Source organism: Stenotrophomonas oahuensis (assembly GCF_031834595.1).
GTDB classification, from domain to species: Bacteria; Pseudomonadota; Gammaproteobacteria; order Xanthomonadales; family Xanthomonadaceae; genus Stenotrophomonas; species Stenotrophomonas oahuensis.
The window spans coordinates 994,824-1,012,012 of the sequence record NZ_CP115541.1; the positions used below are offsets into that span (position 1 = coordinate 994,824).

A 17,189-nucleotide genomic window follows, 5' to 3' on the forward strand; every position below is an offset into this window, starting at 1 on the left:
CCGGCTGCTGCACTGCACTGCCGCCAGGGCCGGCGCTCCGGTACTCTCTGCATACTTTCCCGTGACCCGCTGCCTGCTGCCGCATGCCTTCGATCCTGATCATTGACGACAACGCCAGCGTAGCCACGGCATTGGACGTGCTGTTTTCGCTGCACGACATCGATACCGCGCATGCGCTGTCGCCGGAAGCGGGCCTGGCCCTGCTGGAAGAGCAGCCGGTAGATCTGGTGATCCAGGACATGAATTTCACCGAAGACACCACGTCTGGTGAAGAAGGCGAGGCGCTGTTCCAGCAGATCCGCGCGCGCCACCCGGACTTGCCGGTGATTCTGCTGACCGCATGGACGCACCTGAGCAGCGCGGTGGACCTGGTCAAGGCCGGTGCGGCCGATTACCTGGCCAAGCCGTGGGACGACCGCAAGCTGCTGACCACGGTCAACAACCTGCTGGAGCTTTCCGAGACCCGGCGCGAACTGGATCGTCGCCGCGAGCGTGAGCAGCGCGCACGCAGCCAATTGGAATCGCGCTATGACCTGCGCGGAGCCGTGGTGGCGGACGCGGCCAGCGAGCGCGTGGTCAGCCTGGCCTGCCAGGTGGCACGCTCGGAGCTGCCGGTTCTGATCACCGGACCCAACGGTGCCGGCAAGGAGAAGATTGCCGAGATCATCCAGGCCAATTCGCTGGTCGCCAAAGGCGCGTTTGTTGCACTGAACTGCGGCGCAATTCCGGCTGAGCTGATCGAGGCGGAATTGTTCGGCAGCGAGGCCGGTGCCTATACCGGCGCGAACAAGGCCCGCGAAGGCAAGTTCGAGGCGGCCGACGGTGGCACCTTGTTCCTGGACGAGATCGGCAACCTGTCGCTGGGCGGACAGATGAAGCTGCTGCGCGTGCTGGAGACCGGTCGCTTCGAGCGGCTGGGCTCCAACCGCGAACGACAGGTCAAGGTCCGCGTCATCAGCGCAACCAACGCCGACCTGCCAGCAATGATTCGCGACGGCCAGTTCCGCGAAGACCTGTATTACCGCCTGAACACGGTGGAGCTTGCGCTGCCTCCGCTGGCCGATCGCCCCGGTGACATCCTGCCGCTGGCCGAGCGCTTTCTGGGTGACGGCAAGCCGCTGTCCAGCGCGGCCGCTGCGGCACTGCAGCGGCACCCCTGGCCGGGCAACGTGCGCGAATTGCGCAACGTGATCCAGCGGGCCGGGTTGCTGGCGCAGGGCGAACGAATCGAGGTGAGCGACCTGAATCTGCCGCGTGTGGCAGCGACTCCGCGTGCAGCCTCCCCCGCCGTCGACCCGGACCGCAGCCGCATCGAATCCGCACTGGCCCACAGCCACGGCATCATTGCCCAGGCGGCGGCAGAGCTCGGGCTGAGCCGACAGGCGCTCTACCGGCGCATGGACCGTTACGGTATACCCCGCGAATGAGCCGGCGCTCGTTCACCTTGCGGTTGTTCCTGCGGCTGCTGCCGGTGCTGGCGCTGGCCGCTGCCGGGCCGTGGCTGCTGGCCTACTGGATGGACCACGGCTGGGCAGTGACGTTGATCTCCACGGTGCTGCTGCTGGCGCTGATGTGGTGGACGCTGCGTCGGGCCACCGCACCGGTGCGCTCATTGCTGCGCGCCCTGTCGGGCACCACCAGCAGCTATCGCGACGGCGAGTACAACTTCAGCGTGTACTGGCCTGGCGATGATGAACTGGGCGACCTGGTGAAAGCGCACCGCGAGCTCGGAGACGTGCTGCGCGAGCAGCGGCAGGGCCTGGTGCAGCGCGAGCTGCTGCTGGACACCATGGTGCAGAACACCCCTGTTTCGATGCTGTTGCTGGCCAATGGCGGCGACGGCATCCAGCGCGTGGTGTTCTCCAACCTGGCCGCACGCAAGCTGCTGCACAACGGCTGGAAGCTGGAGGGCCAGCGCATGGACGACGTGCTGGAGACCATGCCGGTGGAGCTGCGCGATGCCATCATGCGCGGTGGCGACAGTCTGTTTGCGGTTCGCATGGCCGAGGAAGATGGGCAGGAGCCAGACGAAGACGACGAGCAGGTGTATCACCTGTCACGGCGCAACTTCCATTTGAACGGCCGCCCGCATGATCTGCTGCTGGTGCGCCTGCTGACCGCCGAGCTGCGCCGCCAGGAGGTGCAGACCTGGAAGAAAGTGATCCGGGTGATCAGCCATGAGTTGAACAACTCGCTGGCCCCTATTGCGTCGCTGGCGCACTCTGGCGGAGAGCTGGTCCGCCGGGGCAAGTCCGAGCGACTCGAGAACGTGTTCGCCACCATTGAAGAGCGTGCACGCCATCTGGAAGGCTTCATTCGCGGCTACGCGCGGTTTGCCAAGCTGCCGCAGCCGCAGCTGCAAAATGTGCAGTGGGCGCAGTTCCTGGGTGGGCTGCAGCTGCAGATTCCGTTCCGTATGGCGGACGTGCCGGAAGACCTGCAGGGTCGTATCGACATTGCGCAGATGGGCCAGGCGTTGCTGAACCTGCTCAAGAATGCACATGAGGCGTGTGGTGAGGCCGACCCGCCGAATGACGACGTGGAGTTGCGGGTGACGCGGCTGCCTCAGTGGTTGCGCATTGAAGTGCTGGATCGTGGCAAAGGCATGAACGAGGCCGTGCTGCAGAATGCCTTGATGCCGTTTTATTCGACCAAGCGCAATGGCACTGGGCTGGGCCTGGCGCTGACGCGCGAGATCGTCGAGGCGCATGGTGGCCGGGTGGGATTGCAGAACCGCCGCGAAGGCGGCTTGTGCGTGTCGATTCTGCTGCCGGCGTAACTGCGGCTATCGCCGGGGTATTCGATCCTGCATTCGTTCGCTGAGGTCTGGTAGGGTCGGTCGACAGACGACCGCCGATGAAAATGATCGGCACGGAGACGAGTGACCTTTGAACGGAGAAGCGCATTACCCCAGCCGGGGTCATGCGTCCCAGCGCTGACCATTGATATCGGCAGTCGTCTGTCGACCGACTCTACCGCTCCCAGACATTGCCGTCGTTCCAGCAATGCCCAGGCCGCCTACATCACTTCTTGACCGGGCGGTGCCAGCCTTCAATGACCTGCTGGCGTGCGCGCGCGACCGTCAGCTGTCCTTCCGGTGCGTTGCGGGTAATCACCGAGCCCGCGGCGATGGTAGCCCCTGCCCCCACCGTGACCGGTGCCACCAGCGAACTGTTGGATCCCACGAACGCATTGTCGCCGATGGTGGTCTGCGACTTGTTCACGCCGTCATAGTTGCAGGTGATGGTGCCGGCCCCAATGTTGACCTTGCTGCCGATCACGGCGTCACCGAGATAGGTGAGGTGATTGGCCTTGCTGCCGGCACCCAGCGTGACCTTCTTGGTTTCAACGAAGTTGCCCACGTGTGAGCCATCACCGAGCACGGTTCCAGGACGCAGCCGCGAGAACGGGCCGATGTCCGCCGCACCTTCACTGACCACGCCATCCAGGTCACAGTGCGGCTTCACCACCGTACCAGCGGCCAGCTTCACGTCCTTCAGGCGGGTGAACGCACCAATGCTGACGCCGTCGCCCAGTTCCACCTCACCTTCCAGGATGACGTTGACGTCGATCTGCACGTCACGGCCGACGCGCACCGTACCTCGAATGTCCAGGCGCGCTGGATCGAGCACGCGTGCGCCCTGCGCGCACAGTGCGCGCACCTCGCGCAGCTGCCAGGCCCTCTCAAGCTGTGACAGCTGCCAGGGATCGTTGGCTCCTTCGGCTTCCTGCGCGTCGTCCACAAAGGCCATGTCGGCCGGGGTGTATTCGGCGGCTGCGGAAGCAAACACGTCGGTGAGGTAGTACTCCCCTTGGGCATTGCTGTTGGACAGCTGCGACAGCCACGTCCGCAGCGCAGTGCCGTCGGCGCTGATGATGCCGGTGTTGATGGTACGGATGGTGCGCTGTTCATCGGTGGCATCTTTCTGCTCGACGATGGCGGCCACGCGACCCTCTGCATTGCGCACGATGCGGCCGTAACCGGTGGGATTGGCGACTTCGGCCACCAGCACCGCCAATCGCCCGGGCTGGGACAGCAGATGGCGCAGCGTGTCGGCGCGGATCAGCGGCACGTCCCCGTACAACACCAACACCTTGGCATCGTCTGGCACCTGAGGCATGGCCTGTTGCACCGCATGACCGGTGCCCAGCTGCTCGCGCTGCTCGGCCCACTGCAGGTCGGGCTGGTCTGCGAAGGCCGCGCGCACCGCTTCGCCGCCGTGGCCGTACACCACATGGATGGCGGCGGGCTGCAGGGCACGCGCGGCATCGATCACGTGCGCCAGCATCGGGCGGCCCGCGATGGGTTGCAGTACCTTGGGCAGATCCGACTTCATGCGCTTGCCAGCGCCGGCGGCGAGGATGATGACGTGCAGGGCTTGGGTCATGTCGGCGACAGCAGATCGAGGGTGTTGAGAGAATAGTAGAACGTCGGACGTCAATGTGTTGCGGAAACAACAACGCCGGCACAAGGCCGGCGTTGTCGGGTACACGGTGGTGTTGAAGCTCAGTGCTTGAGGGTCTTGCGCAGGCGCTCCAGCGCCTGCAGCTGGACCACGGCCTCAGCCAGCTTCTGCTGCGCTTCGGCCACGTCCATGGCTTCGCCACGGTTGGCCAGCATGCGCTCGGCTTCTTCCTTGGCACTGCGGACCTTGGCTTCGTCGATGTCCTCGGCACGGATGGCGGTGTCAGCCAGCACGGTCACGACCTGCGGCTGCACTTCCAGAATGCCGCCGGAGATGGCGAAATCCAGCTGCTCGCCACTCGGCGTGGTGACCACGACCTTGCCGGGCTTGAGTCGGGTGATCAGCGGGGCGTGCTTGGGCGCAATGCCCAGCTCGCCCAGCTCACCGGTCGCCACGACCAGGGTCGCTTCGCCACGGAAGATTTCCTGTTCAGCGCTGACGATGTCGCAACGAATGGTGCTCATGATCAGGCCTTCTCAGCCATCTTCTTGGCCTTCTCAACCGCTTCTTCGATGCTGCCGACCATGTAGAACGCCTGTTCCGGCAGGTGGTCGAACTCACCGTCGACAATGGCCTTGAAGCCACGGATGGTGTCCTTCAGCGACACGTACTTGCCCGGCGAACCGGTGAACACTTCGGCCACGTGGAACGGCTGGCTGAAGAAGCGCTCGATCTTACGGGCGCGCGACACGGCCTGCTTGTCTTCTTCGGACAGTTCGTCCATGCCCAGGATGGCGATGATGTCCTTCAGTTCCTTGTACTTCTGCAGGGTCTGCTGGACGCGCTGGGCGGTGTCGTAGTGCTCGTGGCCGATGACCAGCGGGTCCATCTGACGGCTGGTGGAGTCCAGCGGATCGACCGCCGGGTAGATACCCAGCGAGGCGATCGAACGCGACAGGGTCACGGTCGAGTCAAGGTGGGCGAAGGTGGTCGCCGGCGACGGGTCGGTCAAGTCATCCGCGGGCACGTACACGGCCTGGATCGAGGTGATCGAACCGTTCTTGGTCGAGGTGATGCGTTCCTGCAGAACGCCCATTTCCTCGGCCAGGGTCGGCTGGTAGCCCACGGCCGACGGCATACGACCCAGCAGTGCCGACACTTCGGTACCGGCCAGGGTGTAGCGGTAGATGTTGTCGACGAACAGCAGCACGTCCTTGCCCTTGCCGTTTTCGTCCTTCTCATCGCGGAAGTATTCCGCCATGGTCAGGCCGGTCAGTGCGACGCGCAGACGGTTGCCCGGCGGCTCGTTCATCTGGCCGTAGACCATCGCCACCTTGTCGAGGACGTTGGAGTCCTTCATTTCGTGGTAGAAGTCGTTGCCTTCACGGGTACGCTCACCCACGCCGGCGAACACGGACAGACCGCTGTGCGCCTTGGCGATGTTGTTGATCAGTTCCATCATGTTGACGGTCTTGCCGACGCCGGCACCGCCGAACAGGCCGACCTTGCCGCCCTTGGCGAACGGGCACATCAGGTCGATGACCTTGATGCCGGTTTCCAGCAGTTCGGTGGCCGGGGACTGGTCTTCGTACGACGGGGCTTCGCGGTGGATTTCCCAGCTGTCGCTGGCGGCCACCGGGCCGGCTTCGTCGATCGGACGGCCGAGCACGTCCATGATGCGGCCCAGGGTGCCGGCACCGACCGGCACCGAGATGGCGCGGTTGGTGTTGGTGGCAACCAGGTTGCGCTTCAGGCCGTCGGTGGAGCCCAGCGCGATGCAGCGGACCACGCCGTCACCCAGCTGCTGCTGCACTTCCAGCGTGATTTCGGTGTTGTCCACCTTCAGTGCGTCATACACCTTCGGCACGGATTCGCGGGGGAATTCCACGTCGACGACGGCGCCGATGATCTGAACGATCTTGCCCTGACTCATTGCTGCATCCTCTAATTAAATGCTTTTGACTGTGCGCGTCAGACTGCTGCCGCGCCGCCGACGATTTCGGAGATTTCCTGGGTGATCGCTGCCTGGCGGGCCTTGTTGTAGACCAGCTGCAGGGTTCCGATCAGCTTGTTCGCGTTGTCACTGGCCGACTTCATCGCCACCATGCGCGCTGCATGCTCGGAGGCCACGTTTTCCAGCACGGCCTGGTACACCAGCGACTCCACGTAGCGCGTCATCACGTGCTCGAGCACGGTGGCGGCGTCGGGTTCGTACAGGTAGTCCCAGTCATGGTGGGCCACCTGCTTTTCAGCCGGCGGCAGCGGCAGCAGCTGATCAAAGCTGGCCTTCTGCACCATCGTGTTGATGAAGCGGTTGTAGACCAGATAGACGCGGTCGACCTTGCCTTCGGTGAAAGCATCGAGCATCACCTTGATCACGCCGATCAGCTGTTCCAGGTGCGGCACGTCGCCCATGTGGGTCACGCTGCCAACCATGTTGACCTTGATGCGGCGGAAGAAGGTCGATGCCTTCTGGCCGATGGTCACCACGTCGATCTCGGCACCATTTTCCTGGTACTGGCGGACTTCGCCCAGCATCTTGCGGAACAGGTTGTTGTTCAGGCCGCCAGCGAGGCCGCGGTCGGAGGAGATCACGATGTAGCCGACCCGCTTGACCTCGTCACGCTGGACCAGGAACGGGTGCTGGTAATCGGTGCTGGCCTGGGCCAGGTGACCGATCACCTGCTTCATCGCCTGCGCATACGGACGCGAGGTCTTCATGCGATCCTGCGCCTTGCGGATCTTGGAGGCCGACACCATCTCCAGCGCGCGGGTCACCTTGCGGGTGTTCTGCACGCTTTTGATCTTGGTTTTGATTTCGCGACCGCTTGCCATCTCTTATTCCCGTATCGCGGGGCGAACCCCGCGGTTGTCGGTGAAGCGGGGCATGACCCCGCTCTACGTCAGCTACTTACCAGCTGCCGGTGGTCTTGAACTCGGCGATGCCCTTCTTGAAGGCACCTTCGATGTCGTTGTCCCAACCGCCAGTGGCGTTGACCTTGCCGATCAGCTCGCCCTGGGTGTTGGCGAAGTGCGCGTGCAGGCCTTCTTCGAAGGCCAGCAGCTTGGCGACCGGCACGTCGTCGAGATAACCCTCGTTGACGGCGTAGATCGACAGCGCCTGGTTGGCGATCGACATCGGGGCGTACTGCTTCTGCTTCATCAGCTCGGTGACGCGCTGACCGCGTTCCAGCTGCTTGCGGGTGGCTTCGTCCAGGTCCGAGGCGAACTGCGCGAACGCCGCCAGCTCACGGTACTGGGCCAACGAGATACGAATACCGCCGGACAGCTTCTTGATGATCTTGGTCTGGGCCGCACCACCAACGCGCGACACCGAGATACCGGCGTTCACGGCCGGACGGATGCCCGAGTTGAACAGGTCGGTTTCCAGGAAGATCTGGCCGTCGGTGATCGAAATCACGTTGGTCGGCACGAACGCGGAAACGTCGCCGGCCTGGGTTTCGATGATCGGCAGCGCGGTCAGCGAACCGGTCTTGCCCTTCACTTCACCCTTGGTGAACTGCTCGACGTACTCTTCCGAGACGCGGGCCGCACGTTCCAGCAGGCGGGAGTGCAGGTAGAAGACGTCACCCGGGTAGGCTTCACGGCCCGGCGGACGCTTCAGCAGCAGCGAGATCTGGCGGTAGGCCACGGCCTGCTTGGACAGATCGTCGTACACGATCAGGGCGTCCTGGCCACGGTCCATGAAGTACTCACCCATGGTGCAGCCCGAGTAGGCGCTGATGTACTGCATGGCAGCCGATTCGGAAGCGGTGGCGGCCACGACCACGGTGTGGGCCAGGGCGCCGTTCTCTTCCAGCTTGCGCACGATGTTGGCGACGGTCGAAGCCTTCTGGCCGATCGCAACGTACACGCACTTGATGCCGGTGTTCTTCTGGTTGATCACCGCGTCGATGGCCAGGGCGGTCTTGCCGGTCTGGCGGTCACCGATGACCAGCTCGCGCTGGCCGCGGCCGATCGGAATCATGGCGTCGACGGACTTGTAACCGGTCTGCACCGGCTCGTCGACCGACTTGCGCCAGATCACGCCCGGAGCCACGCGCTCCACCGGCGCGGTCAGCTGGGCCGCGATCGGACCCTTGCCGTCGATCGGTTCGCCGAGCGCGTTCACAACGCGACCCAGCATTTCCGGACCAACCGGCACTTCCAGAATGCGACCGGTGGTCTTGGCCACGTCGCCTTCGCGCAGGTGCTCGTAACCACCCAGGACCACGGCGCCGACCGAGTCGCGCTCCAGGTTCAGGGCCAGGGCAAAGGTGTTGTTCGGCAGTTCGATCATTTCGCCCTGCATCACGTCGGCCAGACCGAAGATGCGCACGATGCCGTCGGACACGCTGGTCACGGTGCCTTCGTTGCGCGATTCCGCGGCCAGCTTGACCTTCTCGATGCGGTTCTTGATCAGTTCGCTGATTTCGGAGGGGTTGAGCGTGGTTGCCATCGTCAAGTCCTAGTGCCGGCGATCAAGCCGGACGTTAAATGAATTCAGTTAGCGAGCGCGGTCTGCAGGCGCGACAGCTTGCCCTTGAGCGAGCCATCAATCACCACGTCGCCGGCGTCGATCACGGCACCGCCGATCAGCGAAGCGTCGACCGCCGTGGTGACGTCCACTTCAGAGCCAAAGCGCTTGCGCAGCGCGGCCTTGATGGCGTCCAGTTCAGCGGAGGACAGCTCGGCAGCCGAGGTCACGGTGGCCTTGACCACGTGTTCGGCTTCGGCGCGGAGCTGGTCGTACATGCCTGCGATTTCCGGCAGCAGCGGCAGACGGTGCGCTTCAGCCAGCAGGCTCAGGAAGCGACCGAAGGATTCGCTGGCCGATTCCGGTGCAAGCAGCGCGACGGCTTCGCCGCGGCCCAGCTCCGGGTTCGACAGCAGGGCCGACACGCGCGGATCGGCGGCCACGTGGGCGGAGAACGCAAGTGCGTCCGACCACGGCGCGAACGTGCCTTCGTCGCGCGCGGTCGCGAACGCGGCGCGGGCATACGGGCGTGCAAGCGTGAGGGCCTGGCTCATCGTTTAGATCTCCGAGGCCAGCTCGTCGAGCAGCGCCTTGTGGGCGTTGGCGTCGATTTCGCGCTTGAGCAGCTTTTCAGCGCCGGTCACGGCCAGAGCGGACACCTGCTTGCGCAGATCTTCGCGGGCACGATTGGCAGCAGCATCAATCTCGGCCTGGGCCAGTTCTTTCTGGCGGGTGGCTTCGACGATGGCTTCGTTCTTGGCGGCTTCAACGATCTGGTTGGCGCGCGCGTGGGCCTGATCGATGATCTCGTTGGCCTTGGTGCGGGCGTCCTTCAGTGCTTCGTTGACCTTTTCCTGTGCCTGGGCCAGATCCTTCTGGCTGCGGTCAGCAGCGGCGAGGCCTTCAGCGATCTTCTGCTGGCGCTCTTCGATGGCATTCATCAGCGGCGGCCAGATCTTGGTCGCGATGATCCAGATCAGACCGGCGAACGCCAGTGCCTGGGCAACGAGGGTAAAACCGATTTCCATGGGGTTCGCTCAATCTGGGGTGACGGGGTGGATGCGCCGCCAAAGCGGCGCATCCGGTCCTTCATCCGCGAGCGGGTGCCGTGTGGCACCCGTTCGTTTCAATCCGCTGGATCAGCCGGCCAGAGCCTTGGTCACGGCTTCGGCGAAGACCGAGCTCAGCGGGTTGGCGAAGGCCAGCAGCAGGCCGACGGCGACCGAGATGATGAACGCGGCGTCGATCAGGCCAGCGGTGATGAACATGCGGACCTGCAGCACCGGGATCAGTTCCGGCTGGCGGGCGGCCGACTCCAGGAACTTACCGGCCATGATGGCCAGGCCCAGACCGGCACCCAGCGCGGCCAGGCCGATCATGATGCCGACGGCGAGGGCGGTGGAGCTCTGAATCTGCGCGAAGTTGGTCAGGACGGCGGCAAAGTACATGGTTATCTCCTGGAACTATTAGTAGCTAAGGGTAATGAAACGGATGAAGGGTGAAGCGAAAACTCAGTGAGCGTCTTCCGACAGGCTCAGGTACACGATGGACAGCATCATGAAGATGAACGCCTGCAGCGGAATCACCAGCAGGTGGAACAGCATCCAGCCCAGGCCGAATGCACCGCCAGCGATGGCGCCGACGATACCTGCACTGCCCAGCACCCAGATCAGCAGGAAGACGATTTCGCCGCCGAACATGTTGCCGAACAGTCGCATCGCCAGCGAAATCGGCTTGCTCAGCCACTCGACGATGTTGAGGATCAGGTTGAACGGCATCATCCACTTGCCGAACGGCGCGGTCAGGAATTCCTTGGTGAAACCACCAATACCCTTGGCGCGCAGCGAGAAGAACAGCATCAGGAAGAACACGCTGATCGACATGCCCAGGGTGGCATTGACGTCAGCGGTGGGCACCGGCTTCCAGTACGGGATGCCCAGGGCTTCCAGCGGCAGCGCGATGAAATCGGCCGGAATCATCTTGACGAGGTTCATCAAGAGGATCCAGAAGAAGATGGTGATGGCGATCGGGGTCACCAGCTTGCTGGTGCCGTGGTAGGTGTCCTTGGCCTGGCGGTCAACGAACTCCAGGCAGATTTCCACGAACGCCTGCCACTTGCCCGGCACGCCGGCGGTGGCCTTGCGGGTGGCCAGCCAGAAGCCGAACACCATCAGCAGACCCAGCGCGACCGAGGTCACGATGGTGTCCACGTGGATCGCCCAGAAACCGCCTTCCTGCATGTGGAAGGTCAGGTTGTGCAGGTGATGTTGGATGTAGGAGGTGGGTGTAAGCGCCTCGCCTGCCATGTGTCCGGAACCTTGAGTTAAATAAATAAAGAGGGATCAGAGCCTGGCCATTGCCAGGGCCTGGAACATCAGTCCGACGGCGACTCCGGCCAGCAGCGCCAGTGCAGGCAGCTTGAAGACCACGAAACACACCGCCAGGACACCAAAAACCAAAACCAGCTTCACCACCATGCCCAGGATCAGGCGCAGCAGCGCCGAACCGGCCGCCTGCACACCGCCCGTGAGCGCCATCCGCGCTGCGATCGAGCCACCAATGGCGATCGCAACACCCGGTGCCAGCGCTCCAAGCGCGGCTTTCGGGCCTGCCAGCAGCAGGAAGATCAGCGCCAGGACAGCCACTGCGGCCAGCGGGTAGACCGCAGCGCGCAGCATCAGTCGCCGACCCGCATCAACGGAGTTCAGCACACGAAGTCCTGCATGTTTGTGAGAAGGATGACCGGGGCCAGAACAAGTGCCCCGTCGAGCCGCCAAATTATAGCAACGGGACAATTTGCGAGACAACCGCCCCCTGTTCATCCCGGAAGGGCGCAAGTTGCTGCATCGCCACAGGTTTTGGCCCTTCTGGCGGGCCAATCCCGTCATCCGGTGACGCTTCTGATGCCGCATCGCAACATATTGAACTTTGGTCGCAGGCAGCGGTCTGTTCAATCGGCCTGTCGCTTCATCCTCGTCGACGCCCTGTTGCAGGCCGCACGGGTGGCCCCGAAGCTCTCTCCGGGGCCACCTTTTTCACGAAGGCACCGAAACGTGGACCCGGTCACATCCCGGCCGCCTGCGGCTGAACGGTACACGTGCCGTCCACCATACGTTCACGAATGGTGGACGCCGTCGCAGCGCACAGTGATTCCACTTCTTCGAATCACTGCAAGGATCCTTCCTCATGCGCCTGTCGCTCTCGCTGCTTGCCCTTCCCCTCGCCCTGGCCACGCTGGCACACGCCGGCGACGCGCACGCCGCTGAAGGCGATGACCGTTTCGCGCTGCGCCTGGGTGCGATGAACATCGACTCGGACAACACGATCCGCGGCAGCACCACCATCGCCGGACAGGACCTGAGCTTCTCGGAAGACTTCAAGCTGGGCGGCAAGGAATGGGAGCCGCGAGTCGACGGCCTGTTCCGGATCAGCGACCGTCAGCGCCTGATCTTCAACTACTTCAAGTACGACAAGGATCGCCGCGAGACCCTGGATGAAGGCATCAGCTTCGGCGATGAAAGCGTGCCGGCGGGCAGCTTCATCAAGGGCGAACTGAAGTACCAGGTGGCCAGCCTGGTGTACGACTACTCGGTGGTCGACACCGACACCTTCGATCTGGGCCTGCAGCTCGGTGCCGAGTACGCCAAGGTCAGCACCAAGGGCTACGCCTCGGTGGGTACGCTGTATGAAGGCCAGTTCCTAGACGAAAGCACTGACGGTGTGGCACCGGTGGTGGGCGCACGCTTCACCATCACCCCGTCGGAGAAGTGGATGATCACCGCGCAGGGCCAGTACCTGAACACCGACTGGGGCAACTTCGATGACTACGAAGGTGACCTCACCCGCGCCAACGTGATTGTCGACTACCGCATGACCAAGAACTTCGGCCTGTTCGCTGGCTATGACTGGTTCCGCCTGGACGTGGACCAGAAGGGCAGCGATGGCATCATTGGCCTGAAGCAGGAGTTCAAGGGCCCGGTGGCGGGTATCAGCGTGATGTTCTGATCGCGCGCGTAGTGACGCGCCATGCGCGTCATACGTAGACCAACAAAAAACCCGGCATTGCCGGGTTTTTTGTGTGCGTCATTTCTTCTTCGGAATGTACAGATCGGTGATCGTGCCGTCGTAGATTTCCGCCGACATCGCCACCGACTCGCTCAGGGTCGGATGCGCATGGATGGTGTGGCCGATGTCTTCGGCCTCCGCACCCATTTCAATGGCCAGACCGATTTCCGCCAGCAGATCACCGGCATGCACGCCGACGATGGCACCGCCGATGATGCGATGGGTTTCTTCGTCGAAGATCAGCTTGGTGAAACCTTCGGTGCGGCCAATGCCGATGGCGCGACCGCTGGCCGCCCACGGGAACTTGGCCACGCCGACCTTCAGGCCCTTGGCCTTGGCTTCGGTTTCGGTCACGCCGACCCAGGCGATTTCCGGGTTGGTGTAGGCCACCGACGGAATCACGCGGGCCACCCACTCCTTCTTCTCGCCGGCGGCCACTTCGGCAGCCAGCTTGCCTTCGTGCGTGGCCTTGTGGGCCAGCATCGGGTTGCCGACGATGTCGCCGATGGCAAAGATGTGCGGCACATTGGTGCGCATCTGGCGGTCGACCGGGATGAAGCCACGATCGGTGACCTGCACGCCGGCCGTTTCAGCCGCGATCTTCTTGCCGTTCGGCGAGCGGCCCACGGCCACCAGCACGCGGTCGAAGGTGCCCTGGGCGAGCGCCGGGGTTTCGCCTTCGGCGGCGGCTTCGAAGGTCACGGTGATGCCCTTCTTTTCAGCGCTAACGCCAGCTGCCTTGGTCTTCAGGTGCACTTCGATGCCCTGCTTCTTCAGGCGGTCAGCCAGCGGCTTCACCAGGTCCTTGTCGGCACCCGGCATCAGCTGGTCCATGAACTCGACCACGGTCACCTTGCTGCCCAGCGCACCATACACGGTGGCCATTTCCAGACCGATGATGCCCCCGCCCACGACCAGCAGCGAACCCGGCACTTCGGCCAGTTCGAGCGCATCGGTGGAATCCATCACGCGCGGGTCGTCCCACGGGAAGTTCGGCAGCTTCACCGCCTGCGAACCGGCGGCGATGATGCATTGCTCAAAGCGCAGCAGCTGGGTCTTGCCGTCGTCGCCGACGATCTCCAACTCGTTGGCCGACACGAAGGTGGCCACGCCCTGTACGGTGCGTACCTTGCGCTGCTTGGCCATGCCAGCCAGGCCCTTGGTCAGCTGGGTGACCACCTTTTCCTTGTAGCCGCGCAGTTTGTCCAGGGTGATGGTCGGCTTGCCGAACTCAACGCCGAAGTCGCCCGCATGGGCCACTTCGTCAATGACGGCAGCCGCGTGCAGCAGCGCCTTGGACGGAATGCAGCCGACGTTGAGGCAGACGCCGCCGAGGCTGGCGTAGCGCTCGATAAGCACCGTGTCCACGCCCAGGTCGGCCGAGCGGAACGCGGCGGTGTAACCGCCCGGACCGGCACCCAGCACGACCATCTTGCATTCAATATCCGCCGGCTTGCCCGACGACAGCGCCGGCTTCGGCGCGACCGGTTCGGCCGGGGCGCGGTGCGACGGGGTCACCGGCGGCTTGCTGGCCGGCGCGGCGGCCTTCGGCGCTTCGGCAGCCGGAGCCGCGGCAGCGCCTTCGGCTTCCAGCACCACCACCACGTCGCCTTCAGACAGCGTGTCGCCCAGCTTGACCTTCAGTTCCTTGACCACACCGGCGGCCGAGGACGGCACTTCCAGGGTGGCCTTGTCGGACTCCAGCGTGACCAGGCCCTGGTCCTTCTTCACCGTGTCGCCCACGGCAACCAGCAGCTCGATGACCGGCACGTCGCTGTAATCGCCGATGTCGGGAACCTTGATTTCAATAGTGGCCATTCGTCTTCTCCTGGTGCTCAGCCGGCCTTGCCGGCGAGCAGTTCCTGCAGTTCGTCGAGCGACTCGTCCAGATCATTCCAGCGACGGTCGAGCTTCTTTTCCTTGGTGTCGCTGGCTTCGATCAGCAGCGCCACCTGTTTCATCATCAGCTTGCCGGCCCCGCACTCCCAGCGCGAACCGCTGTAGCGCTGGCCATCCACCTGGAACGACAGCACTTCGCCTTCGCTGACCGGAGCCTTGCGTTCGGCCGGCACCGCTGAATCCAGCGCGGCGCGCCAGCTCTTGACCAGGCGCTGCGCCAGCGCGGCCGGGATGCTGACCTGGTACTGGTCCGGCTCCTGATCCACGCGCAGCTCAAGGCCGCCGCTGCGGGCGTTGTTGTTCCAGTTGTAGACGCGCTTGTCGGCCTTGCTGTAACGCAGGGTCCATTCCTTATCCTGGGTACCGGGCAGCAGCGCTACGCCGGTCTCCACGCCGCTCTTGGGCAGGGTGACCAGCGACAGCATCGGCTGGGCCTGGCCTTCGAACAGGCCTTCCACGGCCTCGCCATAGTTGCTCACCGCCGGCGGCCAGCCATGGCCGAGGTCGGTGGTGCATGCCGCCCATGCCGAAGGCATGAACGACATGGCCAGCAACGCCAATGTCAACGGTGCGCGCTGCCTCACAGCAGCACGCGCCGCATGTCGGCCAGCACCTGCGACAGGTAGGTGGTGAAGCGTGCCGCCAGCGCGCCGTCGATGACGCGGTGGTCGTAGCTCAGCGACAGCGGCAGCATCAGCTTGGGTTCGAATTCCTTGCCATTCCAGACCGGCTGGATCGACGACTTGGAGACGCCCAGGATGGCCACTTCCGGCGCATTCACGATCGGGGTGAACGCAGTGCCGCCAATGCCGCCCAGCGAGCTGATCGAGAAGCAGCCGCCGCTCATGTCAGCCGGACCCAGCTTGCCGTCGCGCGCCTTCTTGGCCAGTTCGCCGGTTTCCTGCGCGATCTGCACCACGCCCTTCTTGTCGACATCGCGGATCACCGGAACGACCAGGCCGTTCGGGGTATCGGCGGCGAAGCCGATGTTGAAGTACTTCTTCAGGGTGAGGTTCTCGCCAGCCGCATCGAGCGAGGCGTTGAACTCGGGGAACTTCTTCAGTGCCGCGGCGCTGGCCTTGATCAGGAAGGCGAGCATGGTCAGCTTGATGCCGGCCTTCTCGTTTTCCTTGTTCAGGGCCACGCGCAGGGCTTCCAGGTCGCTGATGTCGGCCTGTTCGAACTGGGTGACGTGCGGAATCATGGCCCAGTTGCGGGCCAGGTTGGCACCGGAAATCTTCTTGATGCGCGACAGCGGCTGGGTTTCCACTTCACCGAACTTGCTGAAGTCGACCTTCGGCCACGGCAGCAGGTTGAGGCCGCCGCCAGCGGCCACCGGGCCGGCACCGGTGGCAGCGCCACCGCCGGTCAGCACCGACTTGACGAACTTCTGCACGTCGGACTTGGTGATGCGACCGCCCTTCTCGGTGCCGGTCAGCTGGTTCAGGTCCACGCCAAGCTCACGCGCGAACACGCGCACCGCCGGGGTGGCATACGGCACCTTCGACGGCAGGACGCTGTCGGCGTTGAACTGCACCGGCGGGGTGGCGGGGGTGCCGGCCGACGGGGCGGCGGCGATCTCGCGCGCAGCCAGCTTGTCCGGCTGGGCCGGGACGGCGACCGGTTCGACCTTGGTGGCGGTTTCGGCGGCAGCCGGCGCAGCAGCCGCTGCGGCCTGGGTCGGCGCAGCAGCGCCTTCGGCCTCGATGATGGCCACGACCTTGCCCTGCGACAGGGTGTCGCCGACCTTGACCTTGATTTCCTTGACCACGCCGGCAACCGACGACGGCACTTCCATCGTGGCCTTGTCCGACTCCAGGGTCACCAGGCCCTGGTCCTTCTTGACCGTGTCGCCCACGGCAACCAGCACTTCGATCACCGGAATGTCGGTGTAATCGCCGATATCCGGCACAGTGGCTTCCACCGGACCTGCCGAGGCAACCGGGGCAGCGGCCGGAGCCGGAGCGGCGGCGGGCGCAGTCTGGGTCGCCGGGGCCGGGGCGGCCGCCGCAGCGGCCTTGGCCGGCGCGGGGGCCGGGGCCGGGGCCGGCGCAGCTGCGCCTTCGGCGACCTCGATCAGCGCCACGACCTTGCCCTCGGACAGGGTGTCGCCGACCTTGACCTTGATTTCCTTGACCACGCCGGCAACCGACGACGGCACTTCCATCGTGGCCTTGTCCGACTCCAGGGTCACCAGGCCCTGATCCTTCTTGACGGTATCACCAACGGCGACAAGCACCTCGATTACCGGGATATCGCTGTAGTCACCGATATCGGGGACAAGTGCTTCCTTGATTTCGGCCATGGGGATAACTCCGGCAATCTGGTGTAGGGAATCGCCT

Annotated in this window: 16 protein-coding genes; 3 read left to right on the forward strand and 13 right to left on the reverse strand. The window is 64.2% G+C overall.

Going from position 1 to position 17,189, the window contains the following annotated elements:
* Nucleotides 1–83 precede the first annotated feature (83 nt).
* Nucleotides 84–1,427, forward strand: coding sequence for a sigma-54-dependent transcriptional regulator (locus PDM29_RS04365; protein WP_311192668.1), 1,344 nt, complete (start codon nt 84–86; stop codon nt 1,425–1,427).
* Nucleotides 1,424–2,779, forward strand: a complete 1,356-nt coding sequence (locus tag PDM29_RS04370) for a sensor histidine kinase (RefSeq protein ID WP_311192669.1) — start codon at nt 1,424–1,426, stop codon at nt 2,777–2,779. The genes PDM29_RS04365 and PDM29_RS04370 overlap by 4 nt, the downstream gene beginning before the upstream one ends.
* Before the next feature lie 244 nt (nt 2,780–3,023).
* Here PDM29_RS04370 and glmU read toward each other — a convergent pair whose 3' ends face one another.
* The 10 genes from glmU to PDM29_RS04420 form a co-directional block, all read right to left on the reverse strand.
* Nucleotides 3,024–4,388, reverse strand: a complete 1,365-nt coding sequence (glmU, locus tag PDM29_RS04375; RefSeq protein WP_311192670.1) for a bifunctional UDP-N-acetylglucosamine diphosphorylase/glucosamine-1-phosphate N-acetyltransferase GlmU — start codon at nt 4,386–4,388, stop codon at nt 3,024–3,026.
* 119 nt (nt 4,389–4,507) lie between these two features.
* Nucleotides 4,508–4,930 carry a F0F1 ATP synthase subunit epsilon gene (locus tag PDM29_RS04380; RefSeq protein WP_311192671.1) on the reverse strand — a complete coding sequence of 141 codons (423 nt, stop codon included), beginning with the start codon at nt 4,928–4,930 and terminating at the stop codon, nt 4,508–4,510.
* Between the two features lie 2 nt (nt 4,931–4,932).
* Complete coding sequence (gene atpD / locus PDM29_RS04385; RefSeq protein ID WP_311192672.1) at nt 4,933–6,339, reverse strand: F0F1 ATP synthase subunit beta; 1,407 nt, start codon at nt 6,337–6,339, stop codon at nt 4,933–4,935.
* Nucleotides 6,340–6,377: 38 nt separating this feature from the next.
* Entirely contained in the window at nt 6,378–7,241 is an 864-nt protein-coding gene (gene atpG, locus PDM29_RS04390; RefSeq protein WP_311192673.1) for a F0F1 ATP synthase subunit gamma, read from the reverse strand.
* 76 nt (nt 7,242–7,317) lie between these two features.
* The gene (atpA, locus tag PDM29_RS04395; RefSeq protein WP_311192674.1) at nt 7,318–8,865 is read right to left on the reverse strand and encodes a F0F1 ATP synthase subunit alpha; all 1,548 of its coding nucleotides are present in this window, start codon (nt 8,863–8,865) and stop codon (nt 7,318–7,320) included.
* A gap of 44 nt (nt 8,866–8,909) precedes the next feature.
* On the reverse strand, nt 8,910–9,437 hold the full coding sequence (locus PDM29_RS04400; RefSeq protein ID WP_311192675.1) for a F0F1 ATP synthase subunit delta: 528 nt from the start codon (nt 9,435–9,437) through the stop codon (nt 8,910–8,912).
* A 3-nt stretch (nt 9,438–9,440) separates the two neighbouring features.
* A complete protein-coding gene (locus PDM29_RS04405; RefSeq protein WP_125361394.1) occupies nt 9,441–9,911 on the reverse strand; it encodes a F0F1 ATP synthase subunit B in 471 nt (156 codons plus the stop codon).
* Nucleotides 9,912–10,022: 111 nt separating this feature from the next.
* Nucleotides 10,023–10,331 carry a F0F1 ATP synthase subunit C gene (gene atpE, locus PDM29_RS04410; protein WP_311192676.1) on the reverse strand — a complete coding sequence of 103 codons (309 nt, stop codon included), beginning with the start codon at nt 10,329–10,331 and terminating at the stop codon, nt 10,023–10,025.
* Nucleotides 10,332–10,394: 63 nt separating this feature from the next.
* Nucleotides 10,395–11,189 carry a F0F1 ATP synthase subunit A gene (gene atpB, locus PDM29_RS04415; RefSeq protein WP_311192677.1) on the reverse strand — a complete coding sequence of 265 codons (795 nt, stop codon included), beginning with the start codon at nt 11,187–11,189 and terminating at the stop codon, nt 10,395–10,397.
* A gap of 36 nt (nt 11,190–11,225) precedes the next feature.
* Nucleotides 11,226–11,594 carry a hypothetical protein gene (locus PDM29_RS04420; RefSeq protein ID WP_311192678.1) on the reverse strand — a complete coding sequence of 123 codons (369 nt, stop codon included), beginning with the start codon at nt 11,592–11,594 and terminating at the stop codon, nt 11,226–11,228.
* A gap of 475 nt (nt 11,595–12,069) precedes the next feature.
* On the opposite strand from PDM29_RS04420, the gene PDM29_RS04425 reads away from it, so the two are divergent.
* Nucleotides 12,070–12,888 carry a hypothetical protein gene (locus tag PDM29_RS04425; RefSeq protein ID WP_311192679.1) on the forward strand — a complete coding sequence of 273 codons (819 nt, stop codon included), beginning with the start codon at nt 12,070–12,072 and terminating at the stop codon, nt 12,886–12,888.
* A gap of 78 nt (nt 12,889–12,966) precedes the next feature.
* Here the strand turns inward: PDM29_RS04425 and lpdA are convergent, their stop codons facing one another.
* The 3 genes from lpdA to aceF are packed head-to-tail and all read right to left on the reverse strand — an operon-like array spanning nt 12,967 to nt 17,152.
* A complete protein-coding gene (gene lpdA / locus PDM29_RS04430) occupies nt 12,967–14,766 on the reverse strand; it encodes a dihydrolipoyl dehydrogenase (RefSeq protein ID WP_311192680.1) in 1,800 nt (599 codons plus the stop codon).
* Nucleotides 14,767–14,783: 17 nt separating this feature from the next.
* Entirely contained in the window at nt 14,784–15,392 is a 609-nt protein-coding gene (locus tag PDM29_RS04435; protein WP_311192681.1) for a hypothetical protein, read from the reverse strand.
* A 35-nt stretch (nt 15,393–15,427) separates the two neighbouring features.
* Nucleotides 15,428–17,152, reverse strand: coding sequence for a dihydrolipoyllysine-residue acetyltransferase (gene aceF / locus PDM29_RS04440; RefSeq protein WP_311192682.1), 1,725 nt, complete (start codon nt 17,150–17,152; stop codon nt 15,428–15,430).
* Between the last annotated feature and the right edge of the window lie 37 nt (nt 17,153–17,189).

Bases quoted from the DNA above. Each gene is read 5' to 3' on its own strand.
- atpD (WP_311192672.1), bottom strand. From the start codon at position 6,339: ATGAGTCAGGGCAAGATCGTTCAGATCATCGGCGCCGTCGTCGACGTG.
- PDM29_RS04370 (WP_311192669.1), top strand. From the start codon at position 1,424: ATGAGCCGGCGCTCGTTCACCTTGCGGTTGTTCCTGCGGCTGCTGCCG.
- atpA (WP_311192674.1), bottom strand. From the start codon at position 8,865: ATGGCAACCACGCTCAACCCCTCCGAAATCAGCGAACTGATCAAGAAC.
- atpG (WP_311192673.1), bottom strand. From the start codon at position 7,241: ATGGCAAGCGGTCGCGAAATCAAAACCAAGATCAAAAGCGTGCAGAAC.
- lpdA (WP_311192680.1), bottom strand. From the start codon at position 14,766: ATGGCCACTATTGAAATCAAGGTTCCCGACATCGGCGATTACAGCGAC.
- glmU (WP_311192670.1), bottom strand. From the start codon at position 4,388: ATGACCCAAGCCCTGCACGTCATCATCCTCGCCGCCGGCGCTGGCAAG.
- atpE (WP_311192676.1), bottom strand. From the start codon at position 10,331: ATGTACTTTGCCGCCGTCCTGACCAACTTCGCGCAGATTCAGAGCTCC.
- PDM29_RS04380 (WP_311192671.1), bottom strand. From the start codon at position 4,930: ATGAGCACCATTCGTTGCGACATCGTCAGCGCTGAACAGGAAATCTTC.
- PDM29_RS04405 (WP_125361394.1), bottom strand. From the start codon at position 9,911: ATGGAAATCGGTTTTACCCTCGTTGCCCAGGCACTGGCGTTCGCCGGT.
- PDM29_RS04425 (WP_311192679.1), top strand. From the start codon at position 12,070: ATGCGCCTGTCGCTCTCGCTGCTTGCCCTTCCCCTCGCCCTGGCCACG.
- PDM29_RS04400 (WP_311192675.1), bottom strand. From the start codon at position 9,437: ATGAGCCAGGCCCTCACGCTTGCACGCCCGTATGCCCGCGCCGCGTTC.
- atpB (WP_311192677.1), bottom strand. From the start codon at position 11,189: ATGGCAGGCGAGGCGCTTACACCCACCTCCTACATCCAACATCACCTG.
- PDM29_RS04365 (WP_311192668.1), top strand. From the start codon at position 84: ATGCCTTCGATCCTGATCATTGACGACAACGCCAGCGTAGCCACGGCA.
- PDM29_RS04435 (WP_311192681.1), bottom strand. From the start codon at position 15,392: ATGTCGTTCATGCCTTCGGCATGGGCGGCATGCACCACCGACCTCGGC.
- aceF (WP_311192682.1), bottom strand. From the start codon at position 17,152: ATGGCCGAAATCAAGGAAGCACTTGTCCCCGATATCGGTGACTACAGC.